Source organism: Halolactibacillus sp. JCM 19043, assembly GCF_001310395.1.
Classification (GTDB): domain Bacteria; phylum Bacillota; class Bacilli; order Bacillales; family Amphibacillaceae; genus Halolactibacillus; species Halolactibacillus miurensis.
This window is the reverse complement of the sequence record NZ_BAXD01000004.1, coordinates 60595-80996: the sequence shown is the minus strand read 5'-3', so window position 1 is coordinate 80996 and position 20402 is coordinate 60595. Positions and strand designations below refer to the sequence as shown.

The following is a 20402-nucleotide window of genomic DNA, read 5'->3' as shown; positions in this document are numbered from 1 at the left end:
AAGGGCGAAAGGGAAAAAGTGTATAACCATGAAAGCTTATATCCGTTAATGATGGGAGAACAACAATGAAACATTATTATTTATTACTTGATGTCGGAGGAACTGAAATAAAAATAAACGCCCTTACACAAGACAAGGCATTACTATTAGAACACCATGTGCATTTCCCTTCGCTATCTGATCAATCCAGCGAGGTTATTCTAGATCATTTCCGTTCAATCATTTTAGATTTTATTCATCGTTTTAAACACGATTACCACTTTAGCGGTATTGGCTTTGCTTTTCCAGGTCCGTTTGATTACCTAAATGGAGTAAGTCTAATGACAGGCCTACGAAAGTATGAAGCCATTTATAACGTGAATTTGCGTCGAAGAATTGAAAGTTGGCTATTTGATGAGGGTTATATAAACATTCCCATTATTTTCGAAAACGATGCGACTTGTTTTGCTTTAGGAGAGTATCACCAAACATCCGACATTAATCGAGGAATGTATATAACGCTTGGAACTGGATGTGGGTCTAGTTTCATTGCAGATAATCAAGTAGTCACATCTGGTTTTGGACTTAATTCTGCAGGGATGATTTTTGATATACCCTTTAGAACTGGCATCATTGATGAACACTTGTCTATTAATGGTCTAAAGAAAATAGCTTTAGATAAAAATTATCCATTTACTAATGGTAAGGCATTAGCAAACAACGCTTTTTCAGGAGATACTCTCGCTCGAGACGTTTTTAGTACCTTCGGGATATGCGTTGGAGAAGGCCTCGCATCCTTTATAGCTGAATTCCAACCAGATGAGGTTGTTTTCGGCGGGCAAATTAGCCAAAGCCTTGACCTATTTAAACATTCGATGTTAAAGGAGTGGGGTACTACTTACCCTGTGGTTAGGCGAAGTCTAGATACAACAGCAGCAACACTATACGGACTTTATCACATTATTTTAAAAAATAAAGGAGATTCATTATGACTCAAAAGACATTGTATTTAATTCATCACTCTCATACCGATATTGGTTACACAGATCGTCAAGAAAAAATATCGCGTCATCATGTTAACTATATACGACAAGTCATTCACTTTTTAAATGATCTTGAAGCCGGTAAAACCCCTCAGTGGGAGGGATACAAATATGTTTGTGAAAACTATTGGCAAGTGGAGCAATTTTTAGCACAGGCTACAGATGAAGAGAAAACGGCATTTGAAAAGTATGTAGAAAAAGGCTTCATCGATATTTCTTTAACATACCTCAACTTTACTGAGCTAGTTGACCCTGTCATGTTAGATAAGAAATTCGCAACTGCAAAAGACTATGTTAACCAATTCAATCGTAAATTTGATTCCGCCATGACAGCAGATATCAATGGATTCTCTTGGGGGTATGTTGATATTATGTATAAAAATGGCGTGCGTAACTTCTTTTCTTGTTTACACACACACCATGGTATGTTCCCGCTATTCAAAAAGCAACTGCCCTTTTACTGGGAAGGGCAATCTGGTGAAAAAGTTTTAGTTTGGAATGGTGATCACTACCAAATTGGGAATGACTTTTTATTTGCCCCAAATACAGATCAAAGTAAACAATACGATATAAACGGGTTTACTGAGAAGGATTGGAAGATCAATTCGAAGTCACAAAACAGCGTATCTTTGGTTACTTTGACCTTTTAGAAGAAGAAAACTATCCTTTTGATTTTTGTCCTGTCATGATGAGTGGCATTGTCACAGATAATTCTCCACCAAGTCCGCGTATGATGGAGGGTATCCATCGCTGGAATAAGGTGTATGGAGATGATATTAAAGTTGAACTCGTCACCTTAAACCATTTCTTTGAGATTTTACGTAGTAAAGAATTAGACATACCTACATACTACGGAGATTGGCCTGACTGGTGGGCAGATGGTGTATCTTCCACTCCAGCAGGTGTGAAGTTATACCGTGACGCCCAGCGTAAATATCGCTTAGTCAATAAATTAGATCCTAAGGGATTAAAGGCGAACCCAACGCAATTGAAAGAGGCAGAAGATCATTTATTAATGTATGCCGAGCACACTTGGGGCTTTCATTCGTCTGTATCAGAACCTTGGGATGCTTTCGTCAACTTACTAGACACACGCAAGTTGTCCTACGCCATTAATGGAAATCGGATTATTTCTAACCACTTGGATGATATTTTGGAAACATACGGAGAGGAAGCTAACCAGTTAGACCGTGAAAATTTCTATAAAGTGATTAATCCACACGATGAACAAGTAACAACATTAGCAACTATTTATGTCCAACATTGGCAAACAGTTGATGATTCATATTTCTATACTTCTTTAGATAATTTCGTTGAAGTTGTTGACTGCCAAACAGGCGACGTATTGACATCTCAAGTATCTGATAGTTCTCGAGGGAAAAAAGTTTCATTTAACATCAATTTAGCGGCCAATGAAGAGCGGATCGTTCACTTAAGACGTCGAGAAAACAAAAACAACATGAATGCAAAATATTATAACCATGCCCATATCGGGGCCGAACAAGTTAAAGACATTGCACCGTATGAAGGATACAATCACCCTGTCTCTATTTATGGTGTTAAAACAGATCACTTAGATATTACTCTTGATCAACATAAGGGGATTTCCTCTATTATTGATTTAAAAACAGGCGCACAACTGATTCATCCCGATGCGTTACACGCCCCGTTTATGGGTGTTTATGAAGTGACTTCGTTTAAGGATTCTAATCCTTATTCTATCCGAAGTATCATGGGACGTAACCGTAAAGCGCCATCAACTAAACGTTATACGTCAAAATTAGTAAACATTAAACAATTGGCTGATGGTCCTTTATTCGCGGTCCTGCTATTAAAATATGAACTTGAAGGGACTGGCATATACGATGTGATTTTAACAGTCCATAAACACGCTCCACAAATAGATATCACCATTCGTTTACAAAAAACATGCTCATGGGCACCTGAAAATTTATACGTTGCCTTACCATTTACTTATGGACAACCAGAAAAAACAGACAGCTTTTTTGAAAAATCAGGTACGATTTTCCGACCAGGTATCGATCAATTACCAGGGTCAAACACAAGCTTTTACTCTCTTGATAATGGCGCCATCTTTAAAAATCAAGACAAGCATTTATTCGTTTCAATGAAAGACACCCCCCTTGTCACATTGGGTTCATTAGATAGTCAATTAGTTGAGTTAAGTTGTGAAAATAGCCATGAGAAAAACAAAGAAATTTTGTACTCTTGGGCTATGAATAACTTCTGGGAAACAAACTTTAAAGTTGATCTGTCCGGTTTTTATGAATTGGATTATGCTCTCTACTTGATCAGAGATAAAGAAAAAGATATTAAACATCCTATTCAAAGCGCTCGCCATTTAATTGAAGGGGTCATCACGATTCCTTATAATCCAAATGACAATGAAAAAATGCTTTTCTAGAAAGGAACTAATATGCAGAAACGTTTACATGTTGTTTATAAGACGCACTTAGATATCGGATTTACTGATTTAGCAAAGAATGTTGTTCATCAATACTTATATGATTTTATTCCGAAAGCACTTGAACTTGGTGAAATAATACCAGAGAAATTCACTTGGACAACTGGTTCGTGGCTGATCGATTTGTATTTGGAGCATCCTGATGTAACAGAGATAAACAAAGAACGTATGCGGCAAGCCATTAAAAAAGGCACCATACATTGGCATGCCCTGCCATTTACCATTCATACAGAATTAATGGACGGTGAATTGATGGATTATGCAACATCTATCTCTCAAAAATTAGACTGCGCATTTGATAAGACGACGATTGCTTCTAAAATGACAGATATTCCTGGTCACACGATTAGTATGGTACCGTACTTGAAGAAAGCTGGCATTGACTATATGCATATTGGTGTTAATGCCAGCTCAGCTATTCCTAAAGTCCCTAATATGTTTGTTTGGAGAGGGGTTGAAGGTTCAGAAGTTATTGTCCATTACGCGACTGACTATGGAGAAGTTTTTGCTCGCGACGACTGGTCTGACGCGCTTTATTTTGCTCATAGTCACGATAATATGGGACCGCCTCAAAGTACGGAAGAAATTGAGGCGTTATTCTCAAAGTTAGAAAAAGAGTATCCAGAATACGATATTATCCCCTCATCATTAGATGCATTTGCGCGTGGGATAATGGTATATAAAGATGCACTCCCTGTTATAGAGGAAGAAATCGCAGATTCTTGGATCCACGGAGTAGCTGCCGATCCTAAGAAAATTGCTGAATATAAAGCTTTACTTCGTTTACGCACAAAATGGCTTAAAACAGGTAGATTGAATAGAGATTCAGAAGCATATAAAAATTTATCTGCTCATTTGTTATTAGTCGCAGAACATACTTGGGGGGTAAACGGTAATGTATATTTACCTGAGTATCGCAATTTCCTCTTAGATGACTTTGAAACTGCACGCAAGAAAGATTTGGTTACCTTTAATCACGATCGTAACACGATGGATTTTGCAGATTTAATGTCTTATATAAGAACTGACATTGACTGGACTTCAATGGCTGATCGTCGCAGGTATAGTATTTATGAAGCATCCTGGCAAGAGCAACGGCATTATTTAGAAGAGGGCTTGCAAACACTACCAGAAGACCTTCAAAAAGATGCACGTGCCTATCTATTAGAACAAAAGAACATGCCTATTGTTGAAAAACAACCAAAAATCACACCTGGAATGCCTTATAACTTCGATAATGTCTCTTTTACCTTCAGTCAAACCGGCGGTCTATCCGAACTCATCATTGACGGTTATCAATTAATTGATGAAGGTAAAGAATTTGGTGGTTTATCTTATGAACCTTTCGATTTTAGCAATTATTCAACGTTTTTTAGTCAGTACAGTCGGCTAAATCGTTGGACTACGAGTTGGGCTATGGGCGATTTTGGTCGCCGTGGGATTGAAGCTTTCAAAGAAATAAGGCATGAAATTATAAAACCTTTTATTATAGATGCTGGCATGAAAGTTCATGGCAAGCAGATCGACATAACGTTCGATTTATCTTATCGTGAAGATGATGTAAAAAAATGGGGCTTACCTAACAAAAACATCTTGGTTTATCGTGTTGATTTACAAAATCATCAAATAGATTTGAGTTACCAGTGGCAAAATAAAAAAGCCAATCGGATGCCAGAGGGCTACTGGTTAGAAACAAGTATTCATGTAGCAAACCCTACACGGTGGGTTATTCATAAGATGAATTATCCCGTTAATCCTCTTAATGTTATAGAGAATGGCAATCGAAATATGCATATTTTGTCTGATGAAGGCATGACTTATACAGGTTATGAGGGTCAATTTGACTTAATATCAAAAGATGCTCCCCTCATGTCAATGGGGCGTCGCACATTATTAAATTTTGATAATACGTTACCGAACTTAAATGATGGTTTGTTTATCAACCTATTTAATAACATCTGGGGGACAAATTTCCCGGCATGGTATGAAGGTGACATGACTTATCATCTGTCATTTAAATGGAAAACAAATGAAATTATCCAGTAATTTTAACATGACGGTATTAGGTAAATAATATCTGTTTGTAATTTTATAGCGCAAGTTAAATTTAATAACAAAGATAAAAACACACCACTAAATTGTAATTTAGCTAAACATTCCAATTCGGTGGTGCTTTCTTTTGTTTCATATTGTTTTTGTTTTCCACTAAGCTCTCAAGTAAAACATTTTCACAACATTGTATAAAAACTGTATTTTTTTCTAATTAAGATATCACTTAATTTAAATCAGGCCAATATGATTCATTCTCTTTAATTAGTGCTTCTAACACTAACCGCGCAACATTAATGCTTGGTATAGTTTTATTTAAACTAAATGATTGTAGAGCTTTTTCATAGCTATTTTCGATATACGCTTCCACAATTAACTTTTCTGAATTTAACTGTTGCATCATTAATCCTTGATAAAATAGCGGAACTGGTTCTTGCGCAATAACTTCCGGGCCGTTTTTCCCGACATATGCAGGTACTTCCACCATTGCATCATAAGGCATATTTGGTATAGCTCCTTTATTTTCTGTGATCACTAAAAATCTAGTTTTCGTGTCATTGAGAAGCGCAACAGCTAAATCACTTATCCAATCTCCGTGAGAACCTGCATGGAATGAACTTTCATCAACCTCTCCTGTTGACAAATATTTATCCACACCCTCAAATAATGCTTTTTCTCGGGTATTCATTACTTCATTTGCTCTTGTTAGGTCAGGATTCTGATGTTCAACAGTTTCCTTTTGTAATAAGTAATACGTCAAGTAAGTATTAGGTAAATAATCTGGGAAGGCCTGTAACATTGTATATACCGATTCCCATACATGTATCCAACTACTAACTGCATGACGGTCACCTGTCGCTCTATTCTCTTTTAACCGTTCAATGTATTGAGGCGGTAATAATATTTTATGTTCATTTACATAATTTTTAATTTCTTCTAACAAATCACGATCACGATAAGTAATTGACGTAAACCAACCAAAATGATTTAACCCAAAATAGTCATACTTAATCTCTGATGTATCAGTAATGTTTAATGAACCTGCGATCATATCAATTATTGCAATTGGCATATCGCATACATTTATGATTCTTGCCTTTGGTCGTATTTTTCTACATGCCTCAGATACAATTGCTGCAGGGTTAGAATAGTTTAGAATCCAATGGTCTGCTAAAGCATACTTTTCTACTTGATCTATTAGTTCAATCATAGGACCAATGGTTCTAAGTCCATAGGCAAGTCCTCCGGCTCCACATGTTTCTTGCCCAACACAACCAAAGCTTAATGGAATTTTCTCATCTTGTTCTCGCATTTTATAACCACCAACTCGCATCTGAGCAAAGATAAACTTAGCTCCTGTAAATGCTTGTTCCGCATCTGTTGTCACTGTAAGTGTTACATTACTTTTTAATTGCTTTCTTAAAATCCATTCTACTATAACCGATACTTTCTTTTGTCTTTCTTCATCAATATCATATAAAACAACTTCTTCTAAATTTAAGTCTTCACTTCTCTCTACAATAGACTTTACAATTCCCGGTGTAAATGTACTTCCTCCGCCAACTAGACAAATTTTATTTTTCTTCATTATGTCTCACCTCTCCAATTAATTTAATGCGTTTTTCACTTTTTCTGTTACTTCTCCAACGCTTAAACCTAGTATTATTTGAATGTCTTTATCTTTTACAACTATACCGCTGTTTTCCACTTCATTTATTTTGTCTTTGTCAACTTTATCTACATCTTTAATATTTACTCTTAACCGAGTAAAACAGTTATCCACTGAATTAATATTCTCTTTCCCTCCCAAACCTTCAATAACAGCAAGTATATTTGTGTCTTCTGATGGCGCTCTCATATTAAAGTCAGAATCAACCTCGTTATTCTTTTCTTCATTACTTACCTTTTTATCTTCTCTACCTGGTGTTTTAAAATTAAATTTTTTAATTAAGAACGTAAATAGGAAATAATATATAATTATTTGAGCAATTCCTAAAGCAATTAATAATGGCCATTTTGTCATTTCAGGTCCTAGTGCAATATTTAAGATAATACTACTTAAACCATTCGTTGCTGCTCGTATATTAAAGATATTTAAGATAACCATAAACGATCCAGCAATTACAGCATGAACTAAAAACAATACTGGTGCAGCAAAAACAAAAAGAAAATCAATTGGCTCTGTAATTGATACTAAAAAAGAAGTAATAACTAACGGGATTAACATCCCTTTAATTTTATTCTTATTCTCTGGTTTCGCAGTTTTTATAAATGCTGCTGCAATACCGATATAGCCAAATGTTTTAGTAAACGCGATTTGCATCCATCGAATTGTATCAGAGAATTCCGTTATCGCAGGATTACTCATTTCAGCCATGAATATTGGATATGCTCCCGAAATTGTTTCTCCTCCCATTTGAATCGAACCACCTAGAGCGGAGAACTGGAACGGTGTATAAATTAAATGATGCAAACCCGTAGGAATTAAAATTCTCTCTGAAAAACCATATAAGAATAAACCAAAATTACCTGTATCAGAAATAACACTTGTTAAACTTTCAATAACATTTTGAATCGGAGGCCATACAAGAACTGTGATAAAACCAACGGCAATTGATACAAATGCCATCCAAACCATTGACCATCTTGTGCCACTCCACATTTGTAACCACGTTTTCTTAAATGTTTTATTTGAGGTTTTATTAAATATATATCCAACAATAAAGCCTAATATAATCCCACTAAACACACCAGTATCTAGTACTTGCATTCCTAGAACAGTGTTCTGACCCGTTCCATAAAGACCTAACATAGAATCTTGCTCGGCTAATTTACCGAATGATTCTAAAGAGACATTATTGGCAGTCAAGTAAATCATGTATGAAATAAACGCAATAATGACCGCATGATGCTTATCTTTTTTAGCAAGCGCTCCTGCAATACCAATGGTAAAGAGCTGATAGATTGTTAATAATAGACATCATCCCAGCATAGATAAGGTTACCAAATAACTGGATAGGACCCCAATTCAAGAAAGGTAAAACTCCTTTTACTGCATCATTCGTGATTAACACACCAAAAACCATGATAATACCTATAACAGAAAGATACATTAAAGGTTGTACCATTGTTTTTGATACTTTTTCTAAGCTACCATAAATTTTAGCCTTCATCTTTTTCAGCTCCGATCATTTTTGATAAATTTTGTAATATGAATTAAAATGTAAACAATCTCACCTTTATCAAGTTTAATATTGTAAGTATCTTCAGCATATTTAAGAAATTTTGGTGCAAATTCTCTATGCTTTTCATTACTGTTAATTAAGTAATTGTATAAATCTTCAACATCTTTTCTTCCTTCTACCTTGTTTAAAAACATTCTTTGAGCTAAAAACTTTAAGTGTGTCACTAAGCGGTTCTTATCAAATAAATTATTTTCAAAATTTATATCATAAAATCTTTCAATTAGCTCAAGCGTTCCGCTTACAAATTTAAGTAAGTCTACAGTGTCCTTGGTATTGTGGTTCATCATGGAATTTAATATATGAAGTGTGATATACCCGGCTTCATCTTGACCTAAGTTCAAACTCAATTTTTTGTAAATATAATTAACTGCCCATTCGCCAATTTCGTATTCTTTAGGATAAAAAGACTGTATCTCATTCAACATTAAATTTGGTAAAGTTATATTATTCAAATATCTTTCTATAGCAAAACTGATATGCTCTGTTAGCGCTACTATTCCTACTGTTGTTTTTTCGTAGCCCAATTTTTCTGCTTCTGAAAGTACCGTATCAGCAATGTATAAGTGTTCCTCTTTAGTGGAGTTTAGGATATTCAAGAATCGATTCTGCAACTCAGATTGAACATAGTATATTTTTTCAACATACTGCGGATCAATTGGATCACCCGTTTTTTTCTTAAAACCTAATCCTGGTCCTATCACCACAGCTTCAGTTTTATCACCGCTATCTTTTTCAAATTCTACAACGACTGCATTATTATTAAACACACGTAAAACGATCATTTTTACACCTTCTTTTTGATATATTCAGATACATTACTTTCACCCTCACTCACTTCTCCCTTCGTTAATAGTTGTGATAATATGTGCCCATTTACTTCTGTCATAATTAATAAAACAGTGGTATCTACTCCTTCCTTAATCATTCTCTCATTATCAAAAGATACTAATAACTGTCCCTTTTTCACATGCTTAGTATCTTTATTAATTTCAACACTAAACCCCTCTCCTCCCCTTTTTACTGTATCAATACCAATATGAATGATTACTTGAATACCATCTTCAGATTCCAATCCAATGGCGTGTTTTGTTTGCGCTATCATTAGAACTTTACCATCAAAAGGAGCACTTATCGAACCACGACCGGGAATAATAGCAACACCTTCTCCTAGTGTCTTCGATGCAAATGTCTCATCCTTTACTTCCTCAATAGGCATTAACATTCCAGTTACAGGACTTTTTATTTTAATAGTCTTGTTATCTCTTTTAAATAATTTCCTTATCATATTAATCACTCCCAAAATAATTTAGACAACAAAAAAGGCGCAAGTCAGGTAAAGTAAAACTTCACTCTGACTCGCGCCTAATTTAATAGTCACACGTTTAATTTAAATTGATTGTAACTGATGACGAATATAATTGCAAGCCCTTTCAAATATATTTTTCATTTTTTTATGAATCGTTTTCACAGATAAGCCAAGGTCTATGTTAATTGCAACTGACATTCACAATACTAAATAACCCAGTCATCTGTTCGTAAGACGCTTGTTATATACGCCTCAAGTCTTAGTAAAAGATACCACTAGCGCCCATTACCGAATGACGCGGACTCCAGTAAACTTGAGTTATAGAAAGGAGGGCGTGCTTGATGCGTTCAATTATGTTGATTATTTTCACCTTTATTACCGGGATCATTATTTTAGCTACACTTGGTCCATTAATCGGTTTTGCCTTAACACTCGCGATACTTTATTACGGCATTCGTGGTTTTTTCTTAGCTGACACAGCGCTAGAAAGAATCGGTTTTGGGATAGTAGCTTTAATCGGATTATCACTCTCACTATCTAACAGTCCAGCAATCATCGGACTCGGCGCTGTCATTCTATTGTATTACACAATGAAAGCTTGGAAAAACCGAAAGTTGAAGCTGACCCTTATGATTGGCAAATGTAAAAAAAAAAATTAACTGAGGAGCGATTACTATGACAAACATCTTTACCCGCTTAAAGGATACGATTACGGCCGATATTCATCACATGCTTGATCAAAAAGAGGAAAAACATCCAATGACACATCTCAATCAATATATTCGTAAATGTGAAGATGAAGTAAAAAAACTAAAAAGCCTTATTGAAAAACAGTACCACATCCAACGGGAATATCAGAAAGAATGGCATAAAGCAAAACAAATGGTCGAAAAACGCACCCAACAAGTCGCTTTAGCCGAAGCACATGACCGTCTTGACTTACAAGAAGAAGCACAGGCTGATGTAGAAACATATCAAGCACGTGCCGAACAACTGAAAAGTATGTATGACCAAGCGACAACACATATCGCTGACATTGAATTAAAATATGAAAAAATGCAGCATCAACTAAAAGATTTATATGTGAAACGGTTAGAACTACGCGGACGTGAGAACTTAGCACGCGTCCACCATGGTCTGAACCATGTCTTAAATCCGGATCAACTCGAAAAAAGCCAAGTGACCTTTAAAGATGTCGAAGCTTATATCGAACGCTTAGAAAATAAGACAAAAACTCAACACCGTCAACAGACATTAGATGCCCGATTTGCTGAATTAGAAGAAAAGGATTCAATTCCTCATTAAGTTCAGTTATTCTTATAAGTAGTAGGGTGCTTACGCACCTTCCTACTTATTGTAGATGAAAAGGGGACTATTATGTTTAAACATGATCACGACCACATTGTGCGTTATCTCATTCTTTTTTTATTTCTATTTTTCTTATTTGAACTGATTTTTATTCAAACAAGCACGTTTATCTGGCTTATTATTGGTGCTGTTATTACCTATATCGCTTGGCAACATTATTACCGACCAGAAGGAAGGGCGGGGTTTTGGGTAGGCATTGTCATCATCAGTATCACACTGCTTAACACGACCTTGTTTAAATTTGGTCTCTTTCTTCTTTTAGTGCTCTGGGGTTACCGGACTTACCAACAAAAACAAGCGCCAACGTATATTCAACCACAATTTCAAGACGACGCTGATGTCAAACATGAACCGGTCTTAATGGTAAATAAGTGGTTTGGTAAACAAACGACACCACCTACAGGCTATCCATTTAAAGATATCAACATTCAATCCGTGATCGGTGAAACGATTATTGACCTTACCGCGACTATTCTACCTAAAGGTGAACCAGTGGTAACGGTCCATCAATGGATTGGTAAATTAGTCATTATCGTGCCTTATGACGTAGAAGTGAGTCTTAATCATTCGATCCTGGCTGGAAAAGTTAACTTATTAGGCTATCAAGATGCGCGGATGACAAATAAAAACCTTCATATTATGACCCCTAACTATCACACCGCTACAAAACGGGTGAAGTTACACACCACACTTTTGTTTGGTGAGATTGAGGTGAGACGCGGATGATTGTTTATTCTTTAAAAGCTGTAGGGAAATCTATCGCGAGCGCACTTTTATTTGCGGCGGTACTACTTGGTCTCTTTCTCATCCATTTCCCCGTGACTGATTGGGACGTTTTCTTCACACGTGCACTTGGACCATTGCCATTCCCTGTACTCGTACTTACTGTCACCGCTGGGTTTGGCACAGTCAGAGGCCTCATTCATACCTTTAGCTATTATTCTGAGTGGCAGAGCTTTACACAAGCATTAAAGGACCTGGAAGCAGGACGAATCCCGAACGTGAAGCAGACAAGTAAAGACTCACAGATAAGAAAACAACTTATCCAATCTTTAACAAAAATTCATAAGCAACTGCAAGAACAAACGAAACGTTCACAAGATCTTATTAGTCAACGCGTGGAAGACCAAGAAGAAGCGATTGAAAAGCGCATTACTGCTGAACGAAACCGTTTAGCCCGTGAACTTCATGATTCTGTGAGTCAAGAATTATTCGCCGCATCGATGCTCGTCTCAGCCATTAATGAAATGCCCGAGACACAACAGACACAGATTCAAACACCAATTGAACAAGTCGAACAGATGATTCAACAAGCGCAACTAGAAATGCGCGCGTTACTGCTTCATTTACGTCCAGTGGCACTAAAAGACAACAGTTTAAAAGATGGTATTGACGCTTTACTCAAAGACCTCGTTGCCAAAGTTCCCATGAAGATTACCTGGCAGATTGAAGCTGTCGATCTACCAAAGGGGATTGAAGATCATCTGTTTCGGATTTTACAAGAATCGGTATCAAATACCTTACGTCACGCGAAAGCTGACACCCTTGATATTTCCTTAATCGAACGAGAAGAAAAGGTAATTCTTACCGTTGTCGATGATGGGATTGGATTTGAAGTGACAGACCAACCGTTCAGTTCATACGGCTTAAGTAATATGAATGAACGCGCAGCAGAAATTGGAGGCACCTTACGCATCGTGAGTATTCCCGGTGAAGGAACCAAACTCGATTGTTTCGTGCCCATTATTAAGGAGCAGGTGAAAAACAATGATTACAGTATTATTAGTCGATGACCATGAAATGGTTCGCCTCGGCGTCAGAACCTATCTTTCTACTCAGCCTGATATCGATGTCATCGGTGAAGCTGATAGTGGTAAAGAGGCCATCACAAAGGCCATAGATTTAAAACCCGATATTATACTTATGGATATTGTCATGGATCAGATGGACGGCATTGAAGCGACACGTCAAATTATTCACGCATGGCCAGAAGCAAAAGTGTTAATGATGACGAGTTTCATTGATGACGATAAAGTTTATCCAGCATTAGAAGCAGGGCGACGAGCTACGTCCTAAAAACAACAAAAGCGAGTGATATGGCCGAAGCGATCCGTCGGACGTATTCTGGGGAATCTATCTTTGAAAGCGAAGTGACGAGTAAGGTCCTTGCCCGTATGCGAGGGGCACAAGATGTCTCGCTCCATGAGACTCTGACGGCGCGTGAAATGGACGTGTTACAACTCATTGCCGCTGGTAAGACGAATCAAGAGATCGCTGATACGCTTTTTATCGCCTTAAAAACGACCAAAGTACACGTCAGTAATATTTTGAGTAAACTGATGGTCAACGACCGGACCCAGGCTGCTATCTACGCCCATGAACATCATCTGACAAAGTCATAGAGGGGGAGATAAAATGGATAAAAGAAGCTATGTAAAAGAACTTACTTATCACCTCCGCTCCTTACCGGTAGCGGAAAAACAACGGATTTTAGCCGATATTGACGACCAATTTAACATTGGGGCAATTGATGGAAAAGACGAACAGACACTCATTTTAGAGCTTGGACCACCGGATGAAGTCGCCAGTCAATATACGACGATAACGGAAAGTCCACCCGTGAACGAGTCTGAACAAGACCCACTTTATTCGTACCAATCAGAACCAAAGACTACTCACCTAGGTCGGTTACTCGTCGTTCTTATCGTTAACATTCTCTTTATCGTCGGACCTGTTTTTGGCTTTTTGGGCGTGCTAATCGGTGGTTGGGCACTAATTGCGACAGGCTTTCTAAGTCCTGTTATTTGGGCCTTCTCATTATTATGGCGCACACCAGCACTTTTACTAACCGAACTATCTTGGTTACTCGTGATCATTGGTACAACGCTCGTTGCCTTAAGTTTATGGTATCTCTTATCAAAAGGCACGGTCATGTTGATTAAAAAATATAGTCAAGTCTTATCAGACTGGGTAAAGGGGTGAGGATGTTGAAAACAACGCTGCGTTTAGGCATACTTTTCATAGTGTTAGGGATCATTGGATTATTTTTCTTTGGCGCACCTTTAACAGACTCAGATCATGACAGAGCGATGATTGAAAGTGAGACGATAAGTGAGAGGGTCTCTGATATATATATTGAAGCCAGTGTCGGCTCCCTTGTGATTGAACCGAGTTCAGATGATGATATTCATATTTTTGTCAGTGAAAGAGATAGATCGGACTTATCTGTCCAGTTAGAATCAGAACAGTTAACCATTTTACTTGAGCAAGATCAGGCGTTTAACTTAAGCCACTTCAATCTCTTCGGTAGTAACAGATCAGAAGTAATCATCGCTCTACCAGATGAGGTATATAACCAACTTGATATGAAGCTTGCGGTTGGTGAAATCGAGATACACGGCGTTCAAGTCGATAGACTTACCGCTAAAAACCATGTCGGAGCAGTCAATGCGTCTGACACCCAAACAGAGACAGCTTTTGTTGAAATAAACATAGGGCAAATCTCTGTCGCTGATGGGACGGGTGAATGGCATGCTGAAACAGATGTCGGTGAAATCGACCTTCAGCTACAAAGCTTTGAAAAAGACATTATCGCTGAAGTTGCGCTCGGTGCGATTAATATAACAACCAAAGCACTACCTGAAGCTTATTCCATCGCACTTGAGGTTGATTTAGGCAATATTCAAACGAAGGGCTTTGACAACGCCGATGTTGACACAACCCAAGCGTGGCAACGTCGTACCGGCACAAATGGTCCGAGGATAGAAGCATCTGTTGACTTAGGTAGCCTCACACTTCAATATGATTAATGTTAAAAAGCGCGCCTTCTGATTAAACAGAAAGCGCGCTTTGTTATATACATATACATCGATAGACGACTAATGTACGCTAGATGAAAAGCATATCAACTAGTTATCCTTTGAATTCAGCCACCAGGCCTTGCGTTGACTTCTTCGCATCGCCAAACAACATGCGGGTATTGTCATTAAAGAAGAGCGGATTATCAATCCCGGCAAAGCCAGGCTTCATGGAACGTTTCATCACAATGACCGTTCGGGCTTTGTCGACATCAATCACTGGCATGCCATAAATCGGTGACGTTTCATCCGTTCGAGCCGCTGGATTGACCACGTCATTGGCCCCAATGACAATCGCAATATCAACATTTTCGATGTTTGGATTAACATCATCCATTTCTTTTAACTGCTCATAGGGCACATTTGCTTCTGCGAGTAACACGTTCATATGTCCTGGCATCCGACCAGCAACCGGGTGGACGGCAAAATTCACTTCCGTTCCGTTTGCTTCTAATTGATCCGCTAGTTCTTGAATGGCGTGTTGTGCTTGGGCTACGGCCATACCATAGCCAGGAACGACTAATACATTACTTGCCGCTTCAAGCATAAGGTAAGCATCTTCAACAGACACCGGCTTCGCTTCACCTTGGAAGCCAGCACCAGCACTCGCTGTACTTGCACCAAAGCCACTGAAGAGCACATTCGTTAATTTACGGTTCATCGATTTACACATAATATTCGTTAGAATGATGCCACTTGAACCAACGAGCGCTCCCGCGACGATTAAGACGTTATTTGAGATGACAAAACCAGCCGCACACGCTGCCATTCCACTAAACGAGTTAAGAAGTGAAATAACAACCGGCATATCGCCACCGCCAATAGGAATAACAAAGGTAATCCCTAAAATACAAGCCACAAGAATCGTCGCAATGACTAAGAGATAACTATCTATGCTCAATGATTCACGTAGAGGACCAAATAAAGCCGCTGAACCGATGAGTAAGGCTACGAGTAGAACATTAACAAACTGTTGACCAGGGTATTGAATCGCTTTACTTGGCAGCTTTTCTGATAACTTACCCCAGGCGACAAGTGACCCGGTAAAGGTTGCTCCACCGATCACAATGGTGAGAATAATAATAAGTAAAGACAAGGCATTCGCATCCATATACGTATAGGTGACCGTATAACGATGATATTCTGACCAACCAACAAGTAAACTGGCCGCCCCACCAAAACCATTAAATAAGGCGACCATCTCTGGCATGGCTGTCATCGCCACAAGCCTTGCAGCCATTGCTCCAACGATCGAACCGGCAATCATACCAATCGCAATCCATTGCCACTCTAAAACACTTTGACTGACGAGTGCTGTTACAATCGCAATGAGCATACCAACAGCTGAGATGAGGTTTCCTTTTCTTGCTTGGTCAGCTTTTCCTAACATCTTTAATCCGAAGACGAAGAAAATGGCTGAGACAATATATAATCCATTAATCACCGTGTCATTCATGAGACTTGGTCCTCCTTCTTACCTGTATTAAACATCGACAACATCCGGTCCGTTACCATATAACCACCGACCACATTGATTGTCGCAAAAAATACCGATAACGTCCCTAAGATAATCGTCATCGCATCACTATCAACAACAAAGGCACCAGAAAGACTAAGAATGGCACCGACAATCGTGATGCCTGAGATCGCATTAGAACCTGACATCAGTGGTGTATGTAGTTGTGCTGGTACTTTAGAAATAAGTTCAAACCCTAAAAAAGAAGCTAATATTAAGACAAACACGAGCATCATACCCATTAGTTACCCTCCATAAATTTCTTTTAGTCGTTCGTTTACTACTTGAGCGTCTCTCACAACGAGACAGCCATTCATAATTTCATCTGACTGATCGAGTGACATGGTGTGCGTTTCTTGGTCATAGAAGTGTGAGATTAAGTGATACAAGTTACTCGCATACATACTAGAAGCATCATACGCGACTTCACCTGGTAAGTTGTCAATCCCAACAATGTTAACGCCGTGAACGTTCACGGTTTCATCGACAACAGTACCTTCCACATTTCCCCCACAACCGGCAGCTAAGTCGATAATAACCGCGCCGTCACGCATGTCTTTTAAAATATCGTCCGTTACAATGACCGGTGCTTTTCTACCGAAGAGTTTAGCGGTGGTAATCACTAAATCCGCATTCACACAGCTTTTAGCCATGGCTTGTTGTTGAATTTTAAGTTGTTCATCAGTTAAGGCGTTAGCATAACCGTCTTTATTTTGACCGGTTTCACCTAAATCGACTTTGACAAACTTCGCGCCAAGTGACGTGACTTGTTCTTCAACGACCGGTCTTGTGTCAAATGCCTCAACACGCGCGCCCAGACGTTTTGCCGTCGCAATGGCTTGAAGACCAGCAACACCTGCGCCAATCACAAACACTTTGGCCGGCGGAATCGTACCAGACGGGGTCATCATCATGGGGAAGATGCGGTCTAACTTATTCGCACCCAAAACAACCGCGACGTATCCCGCAAGGGATGCTTGTGAACTAATCGCATCCATCTTCTGTGCGAGTGTTGTTCGTGGTAACATCTCCATACTGATCGCATTCACGCCACTCGCTTGTAATGTTTTAATACGTTCTGTGTCGTTATACGGATCTAAAAAGCTAATACATAACGATCCTTTTTTCATTTGTTTAATATCTTCGATTAATGGGGCATTAACTGATACGTTGATATCAGCAGATGCTAACAAGTCCTGTCTACTTTCTACGACTTCAGCACCTGCTTCTTCGTAAGCTTGGTCAGTGATCATAGGTGATAGCTGACTTTCTACTGCCACCTCAATCCCTTCAAGCTGACACAATTTCTTTACCGCATCAGGTACTAAGGCCACGCGTGGTTCATGACTTTCTTTTAACGCAACAATTTTCATGGGCTCTGTTCCTTTCTAGTGATTGTTCTGTTGACTCTTCCTCTACTTTTTATACCTTTAAGTAAAAAACATGCAGAATTTTCAGTCAATTAAATGTAATTTAACACTGCCATGAAGGGATGTCAATGTACTATCGACAATAAAATGTGAACAAATGAGCAAATTTTACGAAAGTAATCTTTTCAGAAAAATACACCGCTCCTAAATTGGAGAAGGTGCTTCATTTCGTGTTATATTTTGATTTTTTTACAAGCTTCATATTTTTTGAACAGCTTGTTGCTTCTAATATTAGAAGCAACCTATCTTTTATTTTTCTAAAAGGCTGATTGAGATTAAGACTATATATCTCGATTGTTGTTTGTTCATCCCACCTATAACTTTCATCGATTTTTCCATATAAATACTCTGGATAAATTAAGATTCCTCTTAAACTTTCACTCTCTGGTTGATGCATAAGATAAGTAAAAATTTGATAAAGGTTATGGCTATGGAAACTCTGTTTTTCAAAATTATGTTGAAACATATCTCGGTAAAATTTTGCATCCATCACGATACATTTTTTATCTCTCTTATTCATAAATGATATATCTGTTTTCATCTTTGGTAGGAGCGCCTGATTCCCTTTTAGTTTCCATTGTAAATTCTCTGCTTTCACAACATACTCACTCTGTTCCTTTTGATAAAAAGAAAGCAGGAACTTTTCAAATAACTTTTCCAATGCCTTATCAGATAATTCAACTGAAAATAGACGCCAATCCCCTTCTTGGTGAGAGAGTAGCCGTATAGCATATAGTAAATGCGCTAACTGAACCGCCTGCTTATAATGCGCTGTTTCTCTTGTCCAATGAATCTGTGAAAATAGTTTGTCGGTTAATGGAATAACGTCAACATAGGGTAACTTTTCTCTCACCATAAAACTCTTTCTTCTTATTCTTTCTGTCACCTGTTGATTTTTGTATACGGATTGTAACGTTGCCACAACGATTTGATTCAACGATACATTGCTAGAATAATCATCGGTTTGACAGACAACTATCAGACGTTTTCTAGCAAGGTAGGGTAAAGATTCATGCATAATCATTTTACCTGTCATGATATTTGTTTGTTCAATTTGTACGATGTAGTCTTTTATTACACCACGTTTAATTAATTGCTCGCACTCATAGATAAATCGACTGGCTAAGAAATCATACGTGATTAAATCCTCATTGACTTCACTGAGTTGATCGATAAATTCAGGGAAATCAGTGACATAACTCAGCATACAAAAAATATTTCTGATAGGAACTTTATAAGTTGCTGACATATTAAAATCCTGCCATTAATGAAAGAGCAACTTCGGGACGGTCAAAGTAATACTCTTCAAGTAATGGTTGAATTTCATAAGTCATAACCTGTTGGAACCACTGATTTTCTTCCATACCTTCTGGTTTGGTTGTAAAGAACGAATGACCAATAGCATAACCTCTACCTAGTTGAAAATCATTTTGTATCTCTTCATTGATCAGATTTATGATAGATAGAATCTTTTCGATTAAGGGAGCGGTCACGCCTTGAACTTTTAAGTGTTTTTTCCATTTCTCATTGTAACTCGGTGTTAGCGTGTAAAAAGAAAAGCGCCGCCGTAAAGCAACCTCTAATTGGGCGAGTGAACGATCAGCTGTATTCATTGTCCCAATTAGATACACATTTTTAGGTACCGTAAAAGTCTCCTTAGAATAGCCCATCGTAACATTATCGCCGCGCTTGTCACCTTCAATCAACATAAATAACTCACCAAAAATCTTCGAGAGATTCCCTCGATTGATTTCATCAATAATAAAATAGTAATCATGTTCCTGGTCTTGCATCGCTTTGATGCAAAATTCATAAAACACACCAAACTCAAGCGTAAATCCTTCACCTTCCATTGGTCTGAAACCCATCACGAAATCTTCATAGGCATAGTTCTGATGAAATTGGATGATTTCTACACGGCTCGGATTTTGTTCACCAATTAAACTATAGGCAAGTCTTTTTGCAATAAAAGTTTTGCCCACACCAGGAGGGCCTTGCAATATCAGGTTCTTTTTATGATGCAAGAGCCTACTAAAGTATCATATTGACTTTCATCAATAAAGATATCTGTTAAAAAATCTTCCTTTGCATACGGAGGCACACTTTTATTAGCCGCTAGTAACA

General features: G+C 38.0%; 20 protein-coding genes and 1 pseudogene. 11 read left to right on the top strand and 10 right to left on the bottom strand.

The annotated features are described in order from the left end of the window. Positions 1-65: 65 nt before the first annotated feature. The 4 genes from JCM19043_RS03960 to JCM19043_RS03945 are packed head-to-tail and all read left to right on the top strand — an operon-like array spanning position 66 to position 5553. Positions 66-971 (top strand): ROK family protein, encoded by a 906-nt coding sequence (locus JCM19043_RS03960; protein WP_062320186.1) that lies wholly within the window; start codon positions 66-68, stop codon positions 969-971. Further along, the gene (locus JCM19043_RS03955; RefSeq protein WP_062320184.1) at positions 968-1672 is read left to right on the top strand and encodes a hypothetical protein; all 705 of its coding nucleotides are present in this window, start codon (positions 968-970) and stop codon (positions 1670-1672) included. The genes JCM19043_RS03960 and JCM19043_RS03955 overlap by 4 nt, the downstream gene beginning before the upstream one ends. Beyond that, positions 1615-3447, top strand: coding sequence for a hypothetical protein (locus JCM19043_RS03950; RefSeq protein ID WP_062320182.1), 1833 nt, complete (start codon positions 1615-1617; stop codon positions 3445-3447). The genes JCM19043_RS03955 and JCM19043_RS03950 overlap by 58 nt, the downstream gene beginning before the upstream one ends. A gap of 12 nt (positions 3448-3459) precedes the next feature. Beyond that, entirely contained in the window at positions 3460-5553 is a 2094-nt protein-coding gene (locus tag JCM19043_RS03945; RefSeq protein WP_062320180.1) for a DUF5054 domain-containing protein, read from the top strand. Positions 5554-5782: 229 nt separating this feature from the next. Here the strand turns inward: JCM19043_RS03945 and JCM19043_RS03940 are convergent, their stop codons facing one another. From JCM19043_RS03940 to JCM19043_RS03925, 5 genes are read right to left on the bottom strand one after another with little or no spacing between them, the layout of a single operon-like run. After that, entirely contained in the window at positions 5783-7144 is a 1362-nt protein-coding gene (locus JCM19043_RS03940; protein ID WP_062320178.1) for a 6-phospho-alpha-glucosidase, read from the bottom strand. 18 nt (positions 7145-7162) lie between these two features. Continuing rightward, positions 7163-8452 carry a PTS transporter subunit EIIC gene (locus JCM19043_RS03935; protein ID WP_231631390.1) on the bottom strand — a complete coding sequence of 430 codons (1290 nt, stop codon included), beginning with the start codon at positions 8450-8452 and terminating at the stop codon, positions 7163-7165. A gap of 25 nt (positions 8453-8477) precedes the next feature. Beyond that, positions 8478-8729, bottom strand: coding sequence for a hypothetical protein (locus JCM19043_RS16725; protein ID WP_197274731.1), 252 nt, complete (start codon positions 8727-8729; stop codon positions 8478-8480). A gap of 5 nt (positions 8730-8734) precedes the next feature. Next, positions 8735-9583, bottom strand: coding sequence for a PRD domain-containing protein (locus tag JCM19043_RS03930; RefSeq protein WP_062320176.1), 849 nt, complete (start codon positions 9581-9583; stop codon positions 8735-8737). 2 nt (positions 9584-9585) lie between these two features. Beyond that, the gene (locus tag JCM19043_RS03925) at positions 9586-10086 is read right to left on the bottom strand and encodes a PTS glucose transporter subunit IIA (protein ID WP_062320174.1); all 501 of its coding nucleotides are present in this window, start codon (positions 10084-10086) and stop codon (positions 9586-9588) included. Positions 10087-10448: 362 nt separating this feature from the next. Between JCM19043_RS03925 and JCM19043_RS03920 the strand changes: the two genes are divergently transcribed. The 7 genes and pseudogenes from JCM19043_RS03920 to JCM19043_RS03890 all read left to right on the top strand — a co-directional run bounded on the left by JCM19043_RS03920 (position 10449) and on the right by JCM19043_RS03890 (position 15284). Further along, entirely contained in the window at positions 10449-10766 is a 318-nt protein-coding gene (locus JCM19043_RS03920; protein ID WP_062320172.1) for a hypothetical protein, read from the top strand. A 16-nt stretch (positions 10767-10782) separates the two neighbouring features. Next, on the top strand, positions 10783-11412 hold the full coding sequence (locus JCM19043_RS03915) for a PspA/IM30 family protein (RefSeq protein WP_062320170.1): 630 nt from the start codon (positions 10783-10785) through the stop codon (positions 11410-11412). 72 nt (positions 11413-11484) lie between these two features. Next, positions 11485-12201 carry a cell wall-active antibiotics response protein LiaF gene (liaF, locus tag JCM19043_RS03910; protein WP_062320168.1) on the top strand — a complete coding sequence of 239 codons (717 nt, stop codon included), beginning with the start codon at positions 11485-11487 and terminating at the stop codon, positions 12199-12201. Continuing rightward, complete coding sequence (locus tag JCM19043_RS03905) at positions 12198-13268, top strand: sensor histidine kinase (protein WP_062320165.1); 1071 nt, start codon at positions 12198-12200, stop codon at positions 13266-13268. The genes liaF and JCM19043_RS03905 overlap by 4 nt, the downstream gene beginning before the upstream one ends. Continuing rightward, positions 13243-13877 (top strand): annotated as a pseudogene (locus JCM19043_RS03900) (response regulator). The gene JCM19043_RS03905 and the pseudogene JCM19043_RS03900 overlap by 26 nt, the downstream one beginning before the upstream one ends. Before the next feature lie 13 nt (positions 13878-13890). Beyond that, positions 13891-14457, top strand: a complete 567-nt coding sequence (locus JCM19043_RS03895; protein ID WP_062320164.1) for an HAAS domain-containing protein — start codon at positions 13891-13893, stop codon at positions 14455-14457. A 5-nt stretch (positions 14458-14462) separates the two neighbouring features. After that, complete coding sequence (locus tag JCM19043_RS03890; RefSeq protein ID WP_177220587.1) at positions 14463-15284, top strand: DUF4097 family beta strand repeat-containing protein; 822 nt, start codon at positions 14463-14465, stop codon at positions 15282-15284. Positions 15285-15387: 103 nt separating this feature from the next. On the opposite strand, the gene JCM19043_RS03885 is transcribed toward JCM19043_RS03890, so the two are convergent. The 5 genes from JCM19043_RS03885 to JCM19043_RS03865 form a co-directional block, all read right to left on the bottom strand. Continuing rightward, positions 15388-16788 (bottom strand): NAD(P)(+) transhydrogenase (Re/Si-specific) subunit beta, encoded by a 1401-nt coding sequence (locus tag JCM19043_RS03885; protein WP_062320160.1) that lies wholly within the window; start codon positions 16786-16788, stop codon positions 15388-15390. After that, positions 16785-17090, bottom strand: coding sequence for an NAD(P) transhydrogenase subunit alpha (locus tag JCM19043_RS03880; RefSeq protein WP_062320158.1), 306 nt, complete (start codon positions 17088-17090; stop codon positions 16785-16787). The genes JCM19043_RS03885 and JCM19043_RS03880 overlap by 4 nt, the downstream gene beginning before the upstream one ends. 3 nt (positions 17091-17093) lie before the next feature. After that, entirely contained in the window at positions 17094-18221 is a 1128-nt protein-coding gene (locus JCM19043_RS03875; protein ID WP_062320155.1) for an NAD(P) transhydrogenase subunit alpha, read from the bottom strand. A gap of 220 nt (positions 18222-18441) precedes the next feature. Beyond that, a complete protein-coding gene (locus JCM19043_RS03870; protein ID WP_062320154.1) occupies positions 18442-19527 on the bottom strand; it encodes an McrC family protein in 1086 nt (361 codons plus the stop codon). Position 19528: 1 nt separating this feature from the next. Then, the gene (locus JCM19043_RS03865) at positions 19529-20302 is read right to left on the bottom strand and encodes an AAA family ATPase (RefSeq protein WP_082394398.1); all 774 of its coding nucleotides are present in this window, start codon (positions 20300-20302) and stop codon (positions 19529-19531) included. Between the last annotated feature and the right edge of the window lie 100 nt (positions 20303-20402).